This is a genomic window from Gelidibacter salicanalis, assembly GCF_007997285.1.
Taxonomy (GTDB): Bacteria; Bacteroidota; Bacteroidia; order Flavobacteriales; family Flavobacteriaceae; genus Gelidibacter; species Gelidibacter salicanalis.
Genome location: NZ_VORX01000001.1, coordinates 456,223 through 475,358 on the forward strand (window position 1 = coordinate 456,223; position 19,136 = coordinate 475,358).

The window sequence follows — 19,136 nt, forward strand, 5'->3', positions numbered from 1 at the left end:
ATTTATGACACTTAAAAAACATGTAATCTTAGGATTATCTCTTGCTATGTTAGCATTCTCATGTAGCAATGATGACGACAACACAAATTTACCAATTGCCAGTGGCGCTTATGAAGATGGTATTTTGATTACCAACGAAGGTAATTTCAATCAAGGTAATGGTTCTGTATCTTTTGTTTCAAACGATTTTTCAATTTCTGAGCCAACAATTTTTTCAACCGTTAATGGGAAATTGTTAGGAGATACTGTTCAAAGTATCACCTTTCATGAAGACCTTGCCTACATTATTGTCAACAATTCCCAAAAAATTGAGGTAGTCAACCGATACACTTTTGAGTCTGTTGCTACGATTAATTCCGGATTGAATAATCCACGCTATATGACCATATTGTTAGGAAAAGGGTATGTGACCAATTGGGGTGATGGTAACGATCCAGATGACGACTTTGTTGCCGTAATTAATTTACAAAGCAATGATGTGATCACTACAGTAGCTGTTGGCGAGGGTCCTGAGAGAATAGTATCAAACGGTACAGCGGCTTATGTGGCACATAAAGGCGGCTATGGTCAAAATAATATTGTAACGGTTATCGATGCCAATGCCAGTGTTTTAAAGACAATAACTGTGGGCGATATTCCAAATTCCATGGTGTTTGATGCTCTAGGTCAACTTTATGTATTGGCAGAGGGGAAACCAGCTTGGACCAATGATGAAACTGCAGGAGAATTGAGTGTGATCAACCCTACGTCCAATACGGTAACGTCTTCTTTAGCATTCGCAAAAGACCAACATCCAGCGCACTTAGCTTACGGCAACGCGATGTATTTTTATATGAACGGCAGTGTTTATAAATTTGACACAGGGATCAAAAGCGTTCCATCAACACCAGAATTTACAGGAGTTAATTTTAATTACATGACCATTAATGAGGGTGTATTGTACGGTGTAGATGCTGGAAATTATACTGCAAATGGTACCCTAAAAACTTTTGATTTATCTACCAATACCTCTAAAAACTCCGTTGAGGTCGGAATTATTCCGAGCGGGATCTATTTTAATTAATGATTAGGGTGAACTTGTGACTATATACTGTAGTTATTAAAATAAAAAAAACCGCTGAAGAGCGGTTTTTTTCATTTTCTATAGGGGATGTAATCTATTTCAGATTATAGAAAATTGAAATATGATCATCAGCTGTGATGTACATATCGTTATCCAATAATTTGGCTTCCACAGTATTCTTTAACGGCACCAATTGTCGGTCTATTTCAGATGGAGCAGGACGGTTACTTCCAGTAATGTCCGCAATAGCTATCGCTAAAAACGGCTCATTCACATCTCCTAAAACACCTAGGTTGTTGACAACTTCTCTAACTCTAAACTGCGCTAAAGCACTTTCTATTCCCATTGGCGCTACAGGTTGATCATTTTTGTTGATCGACATGGCCACTAAAGGTTGAATGGCATAGGTATGGTTTGGATTGGCGTTAGCGCGATCATAATTTTCAGAATCATATAAGGTGATTGAAGCCTGCGATTTTCCAGTAGTTTTTCCACCAATTTGAACAACGTCAATATAAGGAGAAAGACTATTGATGATCAACTCACTAGCAGACGCAGTTCGGTTTGTGGTCAACACATATACCTTAGATAAGTTAAGAGAGTTGATAGTGCCACCCGCTTCAGTAGCAGTGTCTCTAAAGTTAAAGGAGGTGTTTTCAGACTGCAGATTTTTATTATAGACTAATTTAGAAAACACTTGACCGGTAAACTGACCAGTAATCATGCTTGCTAAAAGTGCTGCGGTATTTACTGAGCCACCACCATTATATCTTAGATCCAATACCAAATGCTGAACTCCAGCCGCTTTGAAGTCGCCAAAAGCAGCATTTAATTGTTTGTCATAATTTCTGGTAAATCCATTGTACATTAAATACCCAATTTTCTGTCCGTTAACTTGCAATACTTTTGAAATATGAATAGGATTTTCATTGTATTCTATTTTGGTCACTGTAGCTTTTTTATCATTAGATACCACTTTATCATCATCTGCCGTAGCAGTATTATTGGTGTCATATTCTGCAAAATTTAAAGTGTAGGTATCAGGTCCTAATAAGGAAGCGAAATTATCTACGGTCATCGGCACGCCGTTAATCGCATTAAAAATCTGTCCACGTTTTACGCCAGCCATACTTGCTGGGCTATCATTTAATGCCAGACGCACGAGGCCAAATACTGCGTTGGGATCTTGTGGTTGTCTGTAAAAATCAAATTCGAGACCATTACTTTTAAAAACCCCGGCAAATTGTTGTTCTAAAGCAATATAATCCGAAGTAATAAAACTAAAACGATCCACCACCTCTCGTTGATAAATTAAACTTTCAAACAGGTCTTCCGGTTTAGAAAAACTGTTTAGATAGTCCGCATACGCTTTGTCAGTTTCAAAACGGGTATCGGCTAAATTTGGTACTTGATCTTTGTAGAGATAAAATATGTTCATCGCTTTCCAAACAAAATCGTTAACTTCATTAACTTTCGTTTCTTCCGGGATGTTGTCAATATTATCATCTTTGTCTTCATAGCAGCTTGTGTTAAAAGTGAATACAACAAGTGCAAACAGGGCAATTTTTAAAATTCTCATAGATTTTTCTTTTTCAATATAATAACTAGGAGCGTTATTTTGCTCTAAATTTACCACCATTATTATTAAATAAAAATTAATTGTAACAAAATTAGAACTGTTTCGTCGTAAACATATACAGGTCTAACTCACTTGTTATAAACTAACCATAATGACACAAACTAATTTTTTAAAATTGGTAATGCCTTTTAAGGATAAGATTTATAGGCTCTCAAAGCGTCTATTGGTCTCTAAGGAAGAGGCCGAAGATGCCACACAGGAAATTTTATTGAAATTATGGAAGAACAATAATAGTATTGAGAAATATGCTAATGTAGAAGCCTTTTCGATGACGATGACTAAAAATTTGTGTTTGGACCGATTAAAATCAAAACAGGCACAAAATTTGAAGATTGTGCACAGCAATTATCAAGATCACAATGTGTCTTTGCAACAGCAGATTGAAAACACGGATAGTGTGCACTGGGTATCCAAAATTATGGATGAACTTCCAGAACAGCAAAAAATAATTGTACAGCTCAGAGATATTGAAGACTATGATTTTAGCGATATCGCAAAAGTGTTAGACATGAATGAAACTGCGGTAAGAGTAGCGCTTTCTAGAGCGAGAAAAACAATACGGGAACAATTGACAAATAAACATAGCTATGGCCTTAGATAATATAGAGCAACTGTTAGAAAAGTATGACAATGCTGAAACCTCATTAGCTGAAGAAGCTCAAATAAGAGCCTATTTTGCTAAGGAGGAAGATGTGGCGCCACATTTGGAATCTTATAGACTTTTATTTCAATATGTGTCCGTGACTAAAGAAGAACAATTTACAAAAGAGTTGCCCTTACAGCCAAAACGCAATAAAACATACCAATGGATTGCCGTTGCAGCGGTAATTGCCATTTCTATTGGTGCTTATTTTCAGATGGAACAAATGCATCAAAAAACAACTTTAGAAGATTTGAGTCATGAAGAATTATTAGCCTATAATCAAACTATTGCTGTTTTTAGTTTGGTGTCTTCAAAAATGAATCAGGGAACTTCAAATTTAGAAGCTTTTAAATTAGTGTCTTTAAAGCTGAATGAAGGCGCTGGGAATCTTGGTTATCTCAAGGATTTTCAAAACACAGCAAAAAGAATAATTAGATATAACTAACACGATTAAAAAAAGAAGAATTATGAAAAATGTAACAACTGTTCTTGACTATTTAAAAGGTAGAAAAGACGTGAGTAAAAAAGCAATTTTAGTACTGGCGCTTATGGTCGCACCAATGCTCTCTTTTGGACAAAGTTTTTTTAGTAAATATGAGTCCATGAAAGGTGTAACCTCAGGAGTAATCAGTCAAAAGATGTTTAAAATGATTGCTACTATTGATGTAGATCTGGACGATCCGGAAGCCCAAGGGTTTTTAGATATGGTTAAAAAGGTTGAAAGTATAAAAGTATTGAGTACGGGAGATAAGACAATTTCTTCAAACCTTGCTGCTGATGCTGAAAAATATATTGGCTCAGCAAAGTTGGATGAGTTGATGCGTTTTAAAGATGGTAATCAAACCGTAAAGTTTTACGTTAAGGAAGGACGTGATGAAAACCATGTAAAAGAATTGTTGATGTATATAAATGGTTTAAAAGAATTGACTCAAGATGCGAAGATTGAAATCAATGGCGAAAAAAGAGATATTGAAACAATTGTAGTGTCTATTATTGGCGATATCGATTTGAGAGAGATTTCTAAAATTACCAGTAAAATGAATGTGCCAGGTGGCGAACATCTTGAAAAAGCCAGTAAAGGTAAAAAACAATAAGGATGAAAATAGCAATCAAAAATCTGACAGGACTATTGTTAGTGGCAGTGACACTATTTAGTTGCAACCAGGAGCCCACATTACAAACGTATTATGTAGACAACCAAGAGCAGCCTAACTTTTTATCTATTGATGTGCCACTGAGCATGCTCAATATTGATAAAATGCAATTGAGTGACGATCAAAAGGACGCTTATGAATCTATTAAAAAACTGAACATGTTGGCTTATAAAATAAAGCCGGACAACAAGGCGGAGTACGAGGCGGAATTAGCAGAAGTTAATACAATTTTGGCCAATCCTAAGTATGAAGAATTGATGCGCGGAGGGAATCCAGAAGATGGAAAATTTATCATCAAGTTTTTAGGAGAGGAAGATGATATCGAAGAATTTATAGTCTTTGGAAATATGGAAAATAAAGGTTTTGCTGTGGTCAGAGTATTGGGAAGTGAGATGAATCCTAATAAGATTATGACTTTAGCTTCTGCATTGGACAAAGCGTCCATTGACGATTCTCAGCTTAGTCAATTTAAGGAATTCTTTAAATAAAGAAAAAACCCAAAATTTATAAAAAATAAAAAAATCACCCAAAAGCTTTATGCTTCTGGGTGATTTCCGTTTTTATATAGGCTGATAAATATTCCTGTTACTATACCGCCAAAGAGGATAAACAACAAAAACTTCACAATAGCATAATCAAGTACATCAAAAATAGCTGCTATTAAAAATCCAAATGCAATTATTCCAGTAAGCGTACGCGCAATGAAGTCTACGTGTGTCATGATTTATATGCCCGTGTAATTGCTCGGGGTAATTTGTTTAAGTTCTGTTTTAATGTCTTCGGAAACATCCAAAGTATTGATGAAGTCAGAAATCGACTTTTGATCAATTTTTGTATTGGTTCTGGTTAAACCTTTTAAGGCTTCGTAAGGATTAGGATACGCCTCTCTTCTTAAAATGGTCTGAATCGCTTCTGCCACAACCGCCCAGTTATTTTCCAGATCTTCTTTAAATTTTGGTTCGTTTAATACTAATTTATCCAAGCCTTTTAAGGTGCTTTTGAAACCAATAAGTGTATGTCCGAAAGGCACGCCCACATTTCTTAAAACAGTACTATCCGTTAAATCTCTCTGTAATCTTGAAATGGGAAGTTTTGCGGATAAATGCTCAAAAATAGCGTTGGCTATACCTAAGTTGCCTTCACTGTTTTCAAAATCGATAGGATTCACTTTGTGAGGCATGGCGCTACTGCCCACTTCTCCTGCTTTAATTTTTTGTTTAAAGTAATCCATAGACACATAGGTCCAGAAATCTCTATCCAAATCTATAAGAATGGTGTTGATGCGTTTAAGATTGTCAAACAACGCAGCCATATGGTCATAATGTTCAATTTGTGTGGTTGGGAAAGAATGCTGTAAACCTAATTTACCTTGTACAAATTCCTTTCCGAACGCTTTCCAGTCAATAGACGGATAGGCCACTTTATGGGCGTTAAAATTGCCAGTAGCCCCACCAAATTTAGCGGCACTAGGGATATCATTCAATAAATTAAATTGTTCTTCCAAGCGCACCGCAAATACGGAAATCTCTTTTCCTAATCGGGTGGGAGAGGCGGGTTGTCCGTGTGTACGCGCTAACATTGGGATGTCTGCCCACTCTTCTGAAAGCGCTTTTAATTTTTTAACCACGTTTCTATATTCTGGAACATACACATCATTCATAGCCTCCTTAATACTCAGAGGAATAGCCGTATTGTTAATATCCTGAGAGGTCAATCCGAAATGGATAAATTCTTTAAAAGGATTGAGATTAAGACCGTCAAATTTTTCTTTAATAAAATATTCAACTGCTTTTACATCGTGGTTGGTCACGTTTTCAATCTCTTTAATGGCCAAGGCATCCTCCGTAGAGAAGTTGGTGTAAATAGCTCTTAAATCGTCAAATTTAGTGGCGTCAAAATCTTTCAGTTGTGGCAAAGGCAATTCGCATAACGCGATAAAATAATCGATTTCTACCTGAACCCGATATTTAATCAGTGCTTCTTCAGAGAAATAATCAGCTAAACTATTGACTTTGTTTCTGTACCTTCCATCAATCGGAGAGATGGCATTTAAAGATGTTAATGACATTGGTTGTGTTGTTTTTTAGTTGTGTTTAATGAAGCTGCAAAGATAAGAAAGAAAGTTAGAAGCGGAGAGATTAAATAGTTGGTTGTTGAAATTGTAAGAATGGGTTCCCCATGCTTTAAATTGAATATAACTGTTCGAAAATCCTAGTAGCGATCTCGTTTTTATAAGGCATAACTCAAGGTTTTTTTATACTTTTAACCATAAAATAAACACCGATGAAAATTTTTAAAATCCTATTGGTTGCAGTTCTGATTGTTTTTGTCGCAGCCCAGTTTATAGATCCTGAAGAAAATGTAGGCAGCACAGCATCGTTCGAATCATTTTTGAAAGACACCAATCCCAACGAAGAAGTGTCTACAATTTTAAAAACAACCTGTTTTGATTGCCATAGTGATGTCACTACGTATCCGTGGTATAATGAAATTACCCCGTTAAATTTTTGGTTGGCGGATCATATTGAAGACGGTAAAAAGCATTTTAACATCTCGGCTTGGGACAACTATTCGGTGAAAAAGAAAGACCATAAGTTTGAAGAATTGATTGAAATGGTTGAACGTAAGGAGATGCCCCTCGAGTCCTATACCTATACCCACGCTGAAGCAAAATTGACTGATGCCCAAATAGCTGCCGTTGTAGATTGGGGTAAACAAGTGCGTCTTAAATACAGCTTAGCTCCACAACCACAATAGAAATACGACTCATCTGCTTACATTCCAAATTCTAATTGCGATTGGCGTCATTATAGAATTTGAAATTTCAATTTTTTAATCTCACTCATTTTATGGTACCGAAATTACTGATTATTGGGCATGTTTGGCCTGAACCCAAAAGTTCTGCCGCAGGAAGTAGGATGATACAACTTATTCAAGGATTTCAAAAGGAAGATTATGAGATTCTTTTTGCAAGCGCCTGTGCCAAGAGTGATAATGCGTTTGATCTTTCTGAAATTGGTATTGTGCAGGCCCATATTGAGATGAATCAGCCCAGTTTTGATCATTTCGTTAAAAGTTACAATCCGGATGTCGTGCTTTTTGACCGATTTATGACCGAGGAACAATTTGGGTGGCGCGTATCGGAACAGTGTCCAAATGCAGTCAGGGTGCTAGATACTGAAGATTTACACGCCTTGAGAAAAGGGCGCCAACAGGCTTTTAAAGACGGCGTCGCCTTTGATCGGTCCTATCTTTTTAATACGCATGCCAAACGAGAAATTGCCAGTATGTACCGATGTGATCTCTCCTTAATCATTTCAGAAGTTGAAATGGCCATTTTGAAGGAGGAATTTAAGGTGCCTGAAAATTTATTAGTCTATTTGCCCTTCCTGTTGGATCCGATTTCGGAAGAATTCATTGGAAAGTTGCCATTATATCAGCAACGACAAGATTTTATAACCATTGGTAATTTTCTTCATGAGCCCAATTATAATGGGATTTTGTATTTAAAGGAAACTATTTGGCCATTGATTAGACAACAATTACCCAAGGCCCAGTTGCAGGTGTATGGCGCCTATGCTTCACAAAAAGTAAATCAACTCCATCAGGAGGCTAGCGGATTTTTAATTAAAGGATTTGCTGAAGATGTACATGAGGTGATGGCGAATGCCAAAGTCTGTTTAGCCCCTTTACGTTTTGGTGCGGGACTTAAGGGAAAATTAGTGGATGCCATGCTCAACGGCACACCTTGTGTCATGACCACCATAGCGGCAGAAGCTATGTTTGCTGATTTGGAACCCAATGGCTATATAGCAAATGATCCACAATTATTTGCGGATAAGGCAGTGCAACTCTATCAGCAAGAAACCGTGTGGGAAGAAAAGCAGGCTTTTGGTTTTAACATTTTAAAGCAGCGCTACGATAAGCGAACATTTCATGGCTCATTTTTTAGCACACTCCGAACGCTTCAGTTGCAATTAGAAACCCATCGTCAGCAAAATTTTACGGGACAAATGTTGCAGCATCATACACTGCAATCTACCAAATACATGAGCAAATGGATTGAGGCGAAAAATAGCTAATCTATCCGCATTTATAAAGTCACCAGAAAGCTGTTTTAAAGTGGTTTTTTTTCTAAGATATAATCTGCAAAAAGGTTTTTGGAATCGGTCAAACGGTTGATAACCTTTAAAGAGGATTGGCCCAAAATATCTTCCAAAATATGGTCGTTGTATTTTCGGCTCGTTTCAGTATGAATTTTTTCTCCTTCTGTAAAATGAAACGATTTATTTAAGCTGCTGATCGTCACTGTTTGATCTGTATTACTCACTAAAAAGCTTCTTGCAATACCTTCTTCCTCCGTATATTCTGGAATGTGGTCAAAACCATTCAAATCGAAATCGGCACCGAGTTCAGTATTGATTCGGGTCAATAAATTCATATTAAATCGTTTGGTAATTCCTTGGGCATCATTATATGCAGGAAGCACGATGTCTTTAGATTTAATCAAATCGACACCCAATAATACGCGATCTCCAATTTTTAGATTGTCATTTAGTTTCTGAATAAACTCTTTGGCCAAGGCATCGGGCAAGTTGCCGATATTCGATCCTAAAAAAAGAACAATAAGCGGATGTTCAGATGTTTTCAAATGAGCCAATACATTAAAATAATCTCCCTGCTTCGGGCTGATAGTAACGTTAGGTAATTCAGCTTTCACAGACGTTTCCAGGTTATGAAGTGCATGCTCAGAAATATCGATAGGCAGGTATTCAAAATCATAATTTAGATTATCCAACGCCTTCAAGAGTTGTTTCGTTTTTGTACCATCACCGGCTCCTAATTCTACTAATTCAAAAAATGTGGACGATTTTAGTTGCAGCGCCTTAATGAGCTCCTGATTTTGATTTTTAAAAATATCGAATTCGGCTTTGGTCAGATAATATTCCGGCATGTTCATGATTTCTACGAACAGAGCATCTCCAATTTTATCGTAGAAATATTTTGAGGGTAATGTTTTAGAGCTGGCGCTTAGGCCAAGATCAACATCTTTTTTAAAGTTGGTATTCATAGATTATTTAGCGAGTCTGATTCCTGAAAATTGCCATTGGTATTGTGGATGAAAAAAATTTCTGTAGGTGTGGCGACTATGGCCGGGTGCCGTGGCATGGGAAGCACCCCTAAGCACCATTTGATTGATCATAAATTTTCCATTGTATTCACCAACAGCGCCTTCAGCTGTTTTGAATCTTGGGTAGGGCAAGTAGGCGCTATTGGTCCATTCCCAATGGGTGCCCCATTCCAGATCTTTGGAAGCAACTTCCCATTCAAATTCGGTGGGAAGTCTAAGACCTTTCCATAGGGCAAAAGCTGAAGCTTCATAGAAGGAGATATGGGTTAAAATGCTCTTTTCGTCAATCGGTTCTAACCCAGAGAGCGTGTACTGAAACCAAGTTCCATCTTGGTGCTTCCAATATAAAGGTTGAGTTATGTTGTTGTCATTAATCCAGAACCAGCCTTCATCCAACCAATATTCAGGTTTTGTATAGCCGTTGTCATTGATGAATTCTATAAATTCGCCACAAGTCACTAAGTTTTTAGAAATTTGAAACGGTTCCAAAAATACCCGATGGGCTCCTAATTCATTGTCAAAACTAAAACTCTCGTTCTGATGGCCTATTTGGTAAATGCCTTCGTCTACAGTTAACCATCCCTGCTGTTTATTATGATGCGTCACAAAATTCGACTCAAAAAGTTTTGGGTAAAGCGGGTTTTTTGACAGCGTATATTTAATATCCGTTAAGAGCAATTCTTGATGCTGTTGTTCATGATTAATACCCAAAATGGTTAATTTATCAACATCTTCATTTGGATTTGATTCCAATAAATCCACCATCGCCTTATCAACAAATGCTCTAAATTCGTAAACATTTTCAATTTTAGGCCGTGTCAGTAATCCTCGGTTGTGTCGTTCAATCCGTTCGCCAATACTATTATAATAACTATTGAACAAGAAACCGAAATTAGAATCGAACACCTCATAATTTGGAACATGTTTCTTTAAAATCATTTCTTCAAAAAACCAGGTCACATGAGCAATATGCCATTTAGGGGGACTTGAAAAAAGAGCAGATTGCGGGGTGTAGTCCTCTATTTGTAAATTTTGACAGAGCAACACTGTGCGCTCTCGTACGTCGATAAAGTGTGTGGTAAGTGTTTTCATGAGTACTATAAAGATACTAATGATTTTACTTTTAGCGAATGAAAATCTTTAAAGGAGTCGTATTTATAGCAAATGAGATAATAGCACTAGAATGTCAAATCATGTTAATATGCTGAGTCATGGCACTAGTTTTCTCGATAAAATAGGGCTGGTAATTTTAATAAAAACACCATACTTTCAAGGTATTTATAGTCTGCAGTTATCAAAATAATTATAGTTTTGCAACTCAAAAATAAACCTATGATTTCAGTCGATAATTTAGCTGTAGAGTTTGGTGGAACCGCCTTATTTAGTGAGGTGTCTTTTACCATTAATGAAAATGACAAAATTGCCCTAATGGGAAAAAATGGCGCCGGAAAATCTACAATGATGAAAATTATTGCAGGCGAACAACGAGCGACAAAAGGCCATGTACGTTACCCAAAAGATGCCATTATTGCCTATTTGCCGCAGCATTTATTAACTGAGGACGAGTGTACTGTTTTTGAAGAAGCTTCTAAGGCCTTTGCCCATGTTTATGAAATGAGGGACGAGATGGAAACGCTCAACAAAGCTCTGGAAACGCGAACGGATTATGACTCAGATGAGTATATGCAAATCATCCAAAAGGTTTCTGATTTAGGAGAGAAATATTATGCCTTAGAAGATGTCAATTATGATGCGGAAGTTGAAAAGGCATTGGGCGGCTTAGGATTTAAACGGGAAGATTTTACACGGTTAACGAGCGAATTTAGTGGCGGGTACCGGATGCGTATCGAGTTGGCTAAAATTTTGCTGCAAAAACCAGATTTGATTCTTTTGGATGAGCCTACCAACCATATAGATATAGAGTCGGTTATTTGGCTCGAAGATTTCTTGTTGAATAAAGCCAATGCCGTGATGGTCATTTCTCACGACAAGGCGTTTATTGATACTATTACCAATAGAACAATTGAAGTGACAATGGGGAGGATCTATGATTATAAAGCAAATTATTCACACTACTTACAGCTGCGCGAAGACCGACGTCTGCATCAGATCAAAGCTTACCAAGAGCAGCAAAGGTTTATTGCTGATAATATGGCCTTTATCGAACGTTTTAAAGGTACCTATTCTAAAACCAATCAAGTCAATTCTCGAGAGAAAATGTTGGAGAAGCTAGAGATCATTGAAGTGGATGATATTGATACCTCTGCCCTTAAATTAAGATTCCCACCTGCGCAACGTTCGGGAGATTATCCGGTTACGGTAAAAGATTTGTCAAAGTCTTACGACGACCACGTCGTTTTCAAAAACGCCAACATGTCTATTTCAAGAGGTGAAAAAGTGTCTTTTGTAGGACGGAACGGGGAGGGTAAGTCTACCATGATTAAAGCCATTATGGGTGAGATTGGGGTGGAAGGCACCTGTAGTTTAGGCCATAATGTTAAGATTGGCTATTTCGCCCAAAATCAAGCGTCATTATTAGATGAAAATTTGACCATTTTCCAAACGGTTGATGAAGTGGCGCAAGGCGATGTGAGGACCCAAATTAAAAATATCTTAGGCCGATTCATGTTTAAAGGCGAGGATATCGATAAAAAAGTAAGCGTGCTTTCTGGTGGTGAAAAAACCCGATTGGCCATGGTGAAATTACTGTTAGAACCGGTCAATTTATTGATTTTGGATGAACCCACCAATCACTTAGATCTAAAGTCGAAAGATGTTTTAAAGGAAGCGCTGCTCAATTTTGACGGCACCTTGATCTTGGTGTCCCACGACCGTGATTTTCTAAAAGGCTTATCACAAAAAGTATTCGAATTTAAAGACCAACGCGTTATTGAGCATTTTGAAACTATAGATGATTTCTTGGTGAGAAACAGAATTGAAAATTTGAAACATATTGATTTAAAAAAATAGTCATTGCTTTTAGATGAGGGCATTATCCTACCGTTTTGCTTAATTTTTACAGAATTTTTATGTAATCTTTGGGTTTTAAAACTAGGGAAAACACCTATTTTAGCTTCTTACCATTGAATACCATTATTTTATGAGAAAGACCGTAAAACTCTTAATTGATAATTTAAGAACGTTTTTAAGAGAAAAATTCCATCAGTACGATGTGACCTTACCTTATATTATTACGGTTGTCGTTGCGTTAATCGTAGTTGTTGTGGGCATCAATCTCTTTATAGAATTGACAGAAACCTTAAAGTCAGATCTCTTGGCGGAATATGATCAACAAATTACGGAATACGTTATTTCGCATCGCTCTGAAGCCCTTACTACATATTTTGTTTTTGTAACCCACGTGGGCGATATTTATGGCTACGCCATCGTATTGATCGTATTTGCAGGCTTGTCTTATTTTGTATTTAAACAATGGAAGTTGATGCTACAGGTGTTTTTCGTTTTGGCTTTATCTGCTATTTCCAATTTAATATTAAAGCGCTTTGTCGATAGGGCCAGACCAGGCATTGAACATATGGTCTCTGTGGAAACTCTGAGTTATCCAAGCGGTCACGCTATGAGTGCTATGGCCTTTTACGGATTCTTAATGTATCTAATTTATAGATTTAGAATCAATAGCTATTTGAAATATGGCATTATTTTTCTGCTAGGAGTTTTAATTCTCAGCATTGGGTTGAGCCGAATTTATTTGGGCGTGCATTTTCCATCTGACATCGCCGGAGGTTTTATTGCTGGCTTTATATGGGTTGTATTTTGTATCCTTATATTCGATCTGATCGAGGTGTTCAGAAGAGATCCGCAAACGCCATCGGTTTAGATTTTCAAGTTTAGAATAAAATATGTATAGGACCAAAAAATTATTAATTTCTTGGGATGTGGCATATGCGTATAGATGAGCCAGAATCTCCCATTTGGCGCTGTACAACAGACTCTTCGTGGACTAAAGTGGTTGTAGAATGTTAAGGCCAACCTAAATTTTAGTTAAAACTCTCTAAATCTTAAGTTAAACTCTTCAAAATGTAAAGTGAGTGCTATCGTGGTGTAGTAGCTTTGCGGTTATTAACACCTAAAAATTATATCTATGAAAAAATTAATGTTCAGTATGATGTTGGTCTTGCCAACTCTTTTTTTTACCAGTTGTAGTGATGACGATGATGCAACACAGGCTCCTGAAGAATCTAAAACTTACCAATTAGCTTCTGTTGCTGATCCTTCAATCAGTGGAACCGCGAAATTTATAAAGGTTGATGAAAAAACAACAACTATTGAATTGCAGTTGAAAGGTACACCTAGTGGAGGAATGCATCCTGCTCATATCCATTTGAATACTGCAGCAGAAGGTGGAGACATCGCTCTAACATTGGGTACTGTTGACGGTACTACAGGTTTTAGTACGATTACCGTAACTGCTTTGGATAATAAAACCGCAATTTCTTATGAGAAACTATTGGAATTTGACGGTTATATTAACGTTCACGCCAGTTCTATTGATTTAGCAACTCTTGTGGCTCAGGGTGATATCGGAGAGAATGAGTTAACAGGTCTTTCTACTTCTTACCCGTTGGCGTCAGTTTCTGATCCAGCAATCTCTGGAAGTTTTATGCTTCAGAGACGTGTAAATGGTGAAGCTTTAGCTACCATTACTTTAAATGGAACTAAGGAAGGTGTGGAATACCCTGCGCATATTCATGCAGGTAGTGTTGCAAATGCACCTGGTGCAATTATCGTAGACTTAAACACTGTTAAAGGCAAGACAGGTATGAGTAAGACGAACCTTAAAAAATTAAAAGCTAATCCGGATTTCTTCGGATACGAAAAGCTGTTAACTATTGACGGTTATGTAAATGTGCACAACCCTATGCCTGCTGATTTATCAGTATTAGTGGCACAAGGGAATGTAGGTAAAAATAAATAACATTAGATTTATAATAAATAGAAACCTGGCCGTAAAGTCAGGTTTTTTTTGTGCCATACTTTTTAGGAATGCATTAAATTCAATGATCATTCAGACTATTTGCTGACGCTTTATAAGTGGAATTAATACCGCTTTAGAATTTAAACTGCGACGTTTAAATATAAGTTATATGCGGTGTGCCATACGTTTCATAACTAGCGCAGCATGTCGATAACCTTCTTTACACCAGCCGTGGCCGTTTCAGGAATCACCGTTACATTTCCCCGACTCTCCATAGCAGGTTTAGGGTCGATAAAATATATTGGAATGTCTTCGGGTACATAATGCATTAAACTGGCCGCTGGATACACCTGCATTGAGGTGCCTATAATCATCAAAACATCAGCAGTGGCGCACAGGTCCATAGCCTTATCCATCAATGGTACGGCTTCTCCAAACCATACAATATACGGGCGTAATTGATGTCCGTTAGGACAGGTGTCACCTAATTTAATGTCCTCATCATGTGTAAAGCAATCGTCTTCGTTAACAATATTACGTGCTTTCAGCAACTCCCCGTGTAAATGCACCACGTTTGAACTTCCGGCCCGTTCGTGCAAATCGTCTACATTTTGGGTGATAATGGTCACTTTGTAATCAGTCTCCAATGCGGCCAAATCACGATGGGCACTGTTTGGCTGTACCTCCAACAATTGTCTCCTCCGCTGATTGTAAAATTCTAAGACCAATTCTGGGTTATTTTTAAACCCTTCGGGTGTCGCCACGTCCATGACGTTATGACCTTCCCACAATCCATCGGCATCTCTAAAGGTTTTTAAACCACTCTCAGCACTTATTCCCGCTCCAGTTAATACTACAATATGTTTCATAACAGTCTATTTTTACGATGGGTTGAGTAATTTTCTCAGTTAATGATGTCGTTTTAGTCATCACTTATATAAAATACTACGTTCAATTTAATGCGACGCCTTATCTTTGTTTCCGTAATTTTATTAAATATAAAACTTTTCAATGATTGACCTTCAACTTCTCGAACATTTAGAAACGTATCTGACTCCACAACGTAAATTACGATTTGATACCGTACTGCCCAACCGTACCAAGCATTTTACGGTGGCAACGGAAGATGTGTACCAATTGCACAATACGAGTGCCGTAATTCGCAGCTGCGATGTATTTGGCATTCAGGAAGTGCATATTGTGGAAGAACGAAATTCTAAACGCATAGATAGAGAAATTGCGATGGGATCTCAAAAATGGGTCGATTTGCAGCGTTATCATACAGTAGCGGAATGTATTCAGAATTTAAAAGATACGGGCTATCAAATTGTGGCCACAACACCACACGATAATGACCAAGTACTTGCCGATTTTGATTTTACTAAAAAGTCCTGCTTCTTTTTTGGACGGGAAACGGAAGGCTTGTCTCCAGAAGTCATGGAGGCCGCAGATTGTTTTTTGAAAATTCCGATGGTTGGCTTTACAGAGAGTTTAAACATTTCTGTCTCTGCAGCAATTATACTACAAGATGTGACAAATAAATTAAGACGTTCTAAAGTTTCTTGGCAACTGACGGAAGAAGAACAGTTGGATAAGCGTTTGGACTGGATTTCCAAAACACTCAAAAGCTATGACAAGATTGTTGAGCGGTATTATGCAACGGTAGTAGATTAGTTCCTTCTTTTGCTTCGGCTTAATATTTTATATTCTTCGTAACATTCGCTAATGGCATCTAATATTTGAAGATCATTTGCCGTTTGTATAAAATCTCTGGAGTAATTGCACTGGCTAACGATTTCGTCTAGGTCCACACGATTTAAATCCAACAATACCATCAACATTTCCCGATCAAAACGGGAGGCAAGTAAATTGCGGATTTCATCATCCTTTTTCATTTGCTTTAGTTTTCCGAGCTCGTTGGGCTTTTTCCCGAACATATTGTACAGAAAATCTGCCGGATTAAAAATGGCGCCTAAAACCTTATTAACAGCGCTTGTATTATTACCTGCTTCGTAGCCGGCGGTAGAAAGTCCTGAAATACTGTAACGGTAATTAGTTCTGACAGGAACTTGGTTCATATCCACTTCTAAAAAACCTGTAAGACGTAACTGATTGACCACCACTTCTTCAAGCGCGAGCGCTAATTCCGTCATTTCAATTTTAGTTTCCCCAAATTTAAGCCAGTCATTGGTCACTCTCACTTTAATGGATTTGTAGCCCAAAAAAGAAAAATGCAGGGTGTCATTAGCCGTCGCTTTAATTTCAAAAGTTCCGGTATGGGTTGTGGTAGTACCTACAACTTGGTTTAAGTTGACAATGTTGACACTCTCTAGAATCTCGTTAGTAGTCGTACTGTATACCACTCCTTTAACGGTAGTAGGCTCTTGTGCCACACTGGAAAAAGAAATACATAAAAAAGCAGTTAGTACTAGTAGGAGCCTCATTGGTTTATTTAAGTGATAAAAGTAAGAAACAAAACTTAAAAACATATTGAAAGCTGACAAATTTGATATAATATTAACTTTAGATTGGAATCAGGCAAAGGGATCCGAGTCCTTATAGCTCGTTTGGAATATTAATAAAAAAAACGAAGTGAAAAGATTGAATTTCCACTTCGTTTTAATATAAATATTAGACTGTGCGTCTGCTAATTAGTCCTTACGTCTTGAACGTGTAGGTCTTGAAAAGCCAGAATCCGCAGTTGTTTTTTCACCTGCGCCAGCACGTCTATCTCTTCTGTTTGGTCCAGAGCTGTCAGATGAACGTCTTGGTCTTGAAGCATCAGATGATTTCCCACCTTTAAAGTCACCTCCAGAACGTCTTTCGCTACGTGGTTTGAAATCGCCACCTGAGCGTCTGCCACCTCCACTGTCGCCGCCGCTAGAGCGTCTCTTGTTTCTGGTTGTGCTTCTGCCTTTATCTTCACTCACTTCAACATTTACAAAACGTCCATTGTGTTTGTAGTCATTAAAGAAAGCTAATATTTTTTCCTGTAAACCTTTATCAGTATTGAAGAAAGAAAAACTGTCCTTTACATCAACTTTAAAGACGTCATCTCTACCAAGATCTAAAATATCTTTTAAGAAATCTTTCAAGCTCATCCAATCAAAGCCGTCTTTTTGTCCAACGTTGATGAAGTAGCGCGACGAATCATCATTGCTTCCGTAATCCTTACCAAAATCGCCATCTCTATCGCTTCCACGAGATTCAGCTACTGATAAGTTTTTAGATTTGTTGTAATAATTAAAGAAACGTGTAAACTCTACCGAAAAGAATTTTTGAATCAATTCTTCTTTTGAAGTGTCAACAAACAATTCGTTGATACTAGACAAATATTTCTCAATCTCAGGATTGATTTCAGTAGTATGGATTTTGTTGGCCAAAGACATTAACTGAACTTCGCAAATCTCCATGCCATCAGGAATTTCTTTTTTGTCAAAGCTTTTATTAATGATGCGCTCAATACTTTTGATTTTACGCAATTCACTTTTTGAAACAATAACAATAGAAACACCAGTTTTACCGGCACGACCTGTTCTACCTGAACGGTGTGTATAGGTTTCAATTTCATCAGGTAATTGGTAGTTGATAACGTGTGTAATGTTATCCACATCAATACCACGGGCAGCAACATCCGTAGCCACCAACATTTGAATTTGGTTTTTACGGAATGAATTCATGACCATGTCACGTTGGTTCTGGCTTAAATCGCCATGTAATGCACCAGCGCTATAACCATCTTCAATTAATTGTTCCGCTACTTTTTGAGTATCGCGTTTGGTACGACAGAAAATTACTGAGAAGATATCAGGATTCGCATCAGCCAAACGTTTTAAAGCTTGGTAACGGTCGCGAGAATTGACTAAGTAATATTCGTGAGATACTTGATTGGTACTTTCATTTTTATTTCCAACAGTAATTTCAACTGGCGAATTCATAAATTTCTTCGCAATGGTTGAAACTTCTTTTGGCATGGTTGCAGAAAACAACCAGGTGTTTTTTTCTTTTGGAGAATGGGATAGGATATCAGTGATATCTTCATAAAAGCCCATGTTCAACATTTCATCAGCTTCATCAAGGACAGCGTAGTCAATTTTAGAAATGTCAACCATATTACGGTTAATCATATCTTTCATACGGCCTGGCGTAGCGACAATAATTTGTGCGCCTCTTTTTACTTCTCTTGCTTGGTCCGTAATACTGGCACCACCATAAATGGCAGCAACATTAAAGCCTTTACAATATTTACCGTAGTTTTTCAACTCGTTGGTAATTTGCAAACAAAGTTCCCGGGTAGGAGAGAGGATCAATCCTTGCGTTGTTCTGCTTTCAATGTTGATTTTTTGCAACATTGGAAAACCAAACGCAGCAGTTTTACCTGTTCCTGTTTGTGCTAAAGCCACTAAATCAGTGTCTTTTTCTAATAAAATTGGGATTGCTTTGGCTTGGACGTCACTTGGTGTAATAAAACCAATATCGGTAATAGCGCGTAAAAGGTCATCATTAAGACCTAAATCTTGGAATGTGTTCATTCGATTTAATAAGTATTCGATTATGTTCTTTGGTGTTA

At 37.5% G+C, this 19,136-nt stretch carries 19 protein-coding genes; 11 read left to right on the top strand and 8 right to left on the bottom strand.

What is annotated here, in order from left to right; genetic code table 11:
- The first annotated feature begins 4 nt into the window (after nt 1-4).
- Nucleotides 5-1,063 (top strand): YncE family protein, encoded by a 1,059-nt coding sequence (locus ES711_RS01970; RefSeq protein ID WP_146889183.1) that lies wholly within the window; start codon nt 5-7, stop codon nt 1,061-1,063.
- Between the two features lie 94 nt (nt 1,064-1,157).
- On the opposite strand, the gene ES711_RS01975 is transcribed toward ES711_RS01970, so the two are convergent.
- Nucleotides 1,158-2,642 carry a S41 family peptidase gene (locus tag ES711_RS01975; RefSeq protein WP_146889186.1) on the bottom strand — a complete coding sequence of 495 codons (1,485 nt, stop codon included), beginning with the start codon at nt 2,640-2,642 and terminating at the stop codon, nt 1,158-1,160.
- Nucleotides 2,643-2,793: 151 nt separating this feature from the next.
- Between ES711_RS01975 and ES711_RS01980 the strand changes: the two genes are divergently transcribed.
- Genes ES711_RS01980 through ES711_RS01995 form a run of 4 tightly spaced genes read left to right on the top strand, consistent with a single transcriptional unit; the run spans nt 2,794 to nt 4,987 of the window.
- Entirely contained in the window at nt 2,794-3,303 is a 510-nt protein-coding gene (locus tag ES711_RS01980) for an RNA polymerase sigma factor (protein ID WP_146889189.1), read from the top strand.
- The gene (locus tag ES711_RS01985) at nt 3,290-3,790 is read left to right on the top strand and encodes a hypothetical protein (protein ID WP_146889192.1); all 501 of its coding nucleotides are present in this window, start codon (nt 3,290-3,292) and stop codon (nt 3,788-3,790) included. The genes ES711_RS01980 and ES711_RS01985 overlap by 14 nt, the downstream gene beginning before the upstream one ends.
- A 22-nt stretch (nt 3,791-3,812) precedes the next feature.
- Nucleotides 3,813-4,439 (top strand): DUF4252 domain-containing protein, encoded by a 627-nt coding sequence (locus ES711_RS01990; protein WP_146889195.1) that lies wholly within the window; start codon nt 3,813-3,815, stop codon nt 4,437-4,439.
- 2 nt (nt 4,440-4,441) lie between these two features.
- Nucleotides 4,442-4,987, top strand: coding sequence for a DUF4252 domain-containing protein (locus ES711_RS01995; protein ID WP_146889198.1), 546 nt, complete (start codon nt 4,442-4,444; stop codon nt 4,985-4,987).
- Nucleotides 4,988-5,034: 47 nt separating this feature from the next.
- Here ES711_RS01995 and ES711_RS02000 read toward each other — a convergent pair whose 3' ends face one another.
- Nucleotides 5,035-5,220 (bottom strand): hypothetical protein, encoded by a 186-nt coding sequence (locus ES711_RS02000; protein ID WP_146889201.1) that lies wholly within the window; start codon nt 5,218-5,220, stop codon nt 5,035-5,037.
- Nucleotides 5,221-5,223: 3 nt separating this feature from the next.
- A complete protein-coding gene (gene purB, locus ES711_RS02005) occupies nt 5,224-6,567 on the bottom strand; it encodes an adenylosuccinate lyase (RefSeq protein ID WP_146889204.1) in 1,344 nt (447 codons plus the stop codon).
- Between the two features lie 215 nt (nt 6,568-6,782).
- On the opposite strand from purB, the gene ES711_RS02010 reads away from it, so the two are divergent.
- Nucleotides 6,783-7,256, top strand: a complete 474-nt coding sequence (locus ES711_RS02010; protein WP_146889207.1) for a heme-binding domain-containing protein — start codon at nt 6,783-6,785, stop codon at nt 7,254-7,256.
- 92 nt (nt 7,257-7,348) lie between these two features.
- Nucleotides 7,349-8,581 (top strand): glycosyltransferase, encoded by a 1,233-nt coding sequence (locus ES711_RS02015; RefSeq protein WP_146889210.1) that lies wholly within the window; start codon nt 7,349-7,351, stop codon nt 8,579-8,581.
- Nucleotides 8,582-8,616: 35 nt separating this feature from the next.
- Here ES711_RS02015 and ES711_RS02020 read toward each other — a convergent pair whose 3' ends face one another.
- Both ES711_RS02020 and egtB read right to left on the bottom strand, forming a co-directional pair.
- Nucleotides 8,617-9,570, bottom strand: a complete 954-nt coding sequence (locus ES711_RS02020) for an L-histidine N(alpha)-methyltransferase (protein WP_146889213.1) — start codon at nt 9,568-9,570, stop codon at nt 8,617-8,619.
- A 3-nt stretch (nt 9,571-9,573) separates the two neighbouring features.
- On the bottom strand, nt 9,574-10,722 hold the full coding sequence (gene egtB / locus ES711_RS02025; RefSeq protein WP_146889216.1) for an ergothioneine biosynthesis protein EgtB: 1,149 nt from the start codon (nt 10,720-10,722) through the stop codon (nt 9,574-9,576).
- A gap of 240 nt (nt 10,723-10,962) precedes the next feature.
- Here egtB and ES711_RS02030 point away from each other — a divergent pair, with 240 nt between their 5' ends.
- The 3 genes from ES711_RS02030 (at nt 10,963) to ES711_RS02040 (ending at nt 14,566) form a co-directional block, all read left to right on the top strand.
- A complete protein-coding gene (locus ES711_RS02030) occupies nt 10,963-12,600 on the top strand; it encodes an ABC-F family ATP-binding cassette domain-containing protein (protein ID WP_146889218.1) in 1,638 nt (545 codons plus the stop codon).
- 130 nt (nt 12,601-12,730) lie between these two features.
- Nucleotides 12,731-13,468 (top strand): phosphatase PAP2 family protein, encoded by a 738-nt coding sequence (locus ES711_RS02035; protein WP_146889221.1) that lies wholly within the window; start codon nt 12,731-12,733, stop codon nt 13,466-13,468.
- Between the two features lie 264 nt (nt 13,469-13,732).
- Complete coding sequence (locus ES711_RS02040; protein WP_146889224.1) at nt 13,733-14,566, top strand: CHRD domain-containing protein; 834 nt, start codon at nt 13,733-13,735, stop codon at nt 14,564-14,566.
- A gap of 194 nt (nt 14,567-14,760) precedes the next feature.
- Here the strand turns inward: ES711_RS02040 and ES711_RS02045 are convergent, their stop codons facing one another.
- Complete coding sequence (locus ES711_RS02045; protein WP_146889227.1) at nt 14,761-15,435, bottom strand: SIR2 family NAD-dependent protein deacylase; 675 nt, start codon at nt 15,433-15,435, stop codon at nt 14,761-14,763.
- Between the two features lie 142 nt (nt 15,436-15,577).
- On the opposite strand from ES711_RS02045, the gene ES711_RS02050 reads away from it, so the two are divergent.
- Nucleotides 15,578-16,240 (top strand): TrmH family RNA methyltransferase, encoded by a 663-nt coding sequence (locus tag ES711_RS02050; RefSeq protein ID WP_146889230.1) that lies wholly within the window; start codon nt 15,578-15,580, stop codon nt 16,238-16,240.
- Here the strand turns inward: ES711_RS02050 and ES711_RS02055 are convergent.
- On the bottom strand, nt 16,237-17,010 hold the full coding sequence (locus tag ES711_RS02055) for a carboxypeptidase-like regulatory domain-containing protein (protein ID WP_146889233.1): 774 nt from the start codon (nt 17,008-17,010) through the stop codon (nt 16,237-16,239). The two genes, ES711_RS02050 and ES711_RS02055, sit on opposite strands and share 4 nt — an antisense overlap.
- Nucleotides 17,011-17,217: 207 nt before the next feature.
- Nucleotides 17,218-19,098 (bottom strand): DEAD/DEAH box helicase, encoded by a 1,881-nt coding sequence (locus ES711_RS02060; RefSeq protein WP_146889235.1) that lies wholly within the window; start codon nt 19,096-19,098, stop codon nt 17,218-17,220.
- Nucleotides 19,099-19,136: the final 38 nt, after the last annotated feature.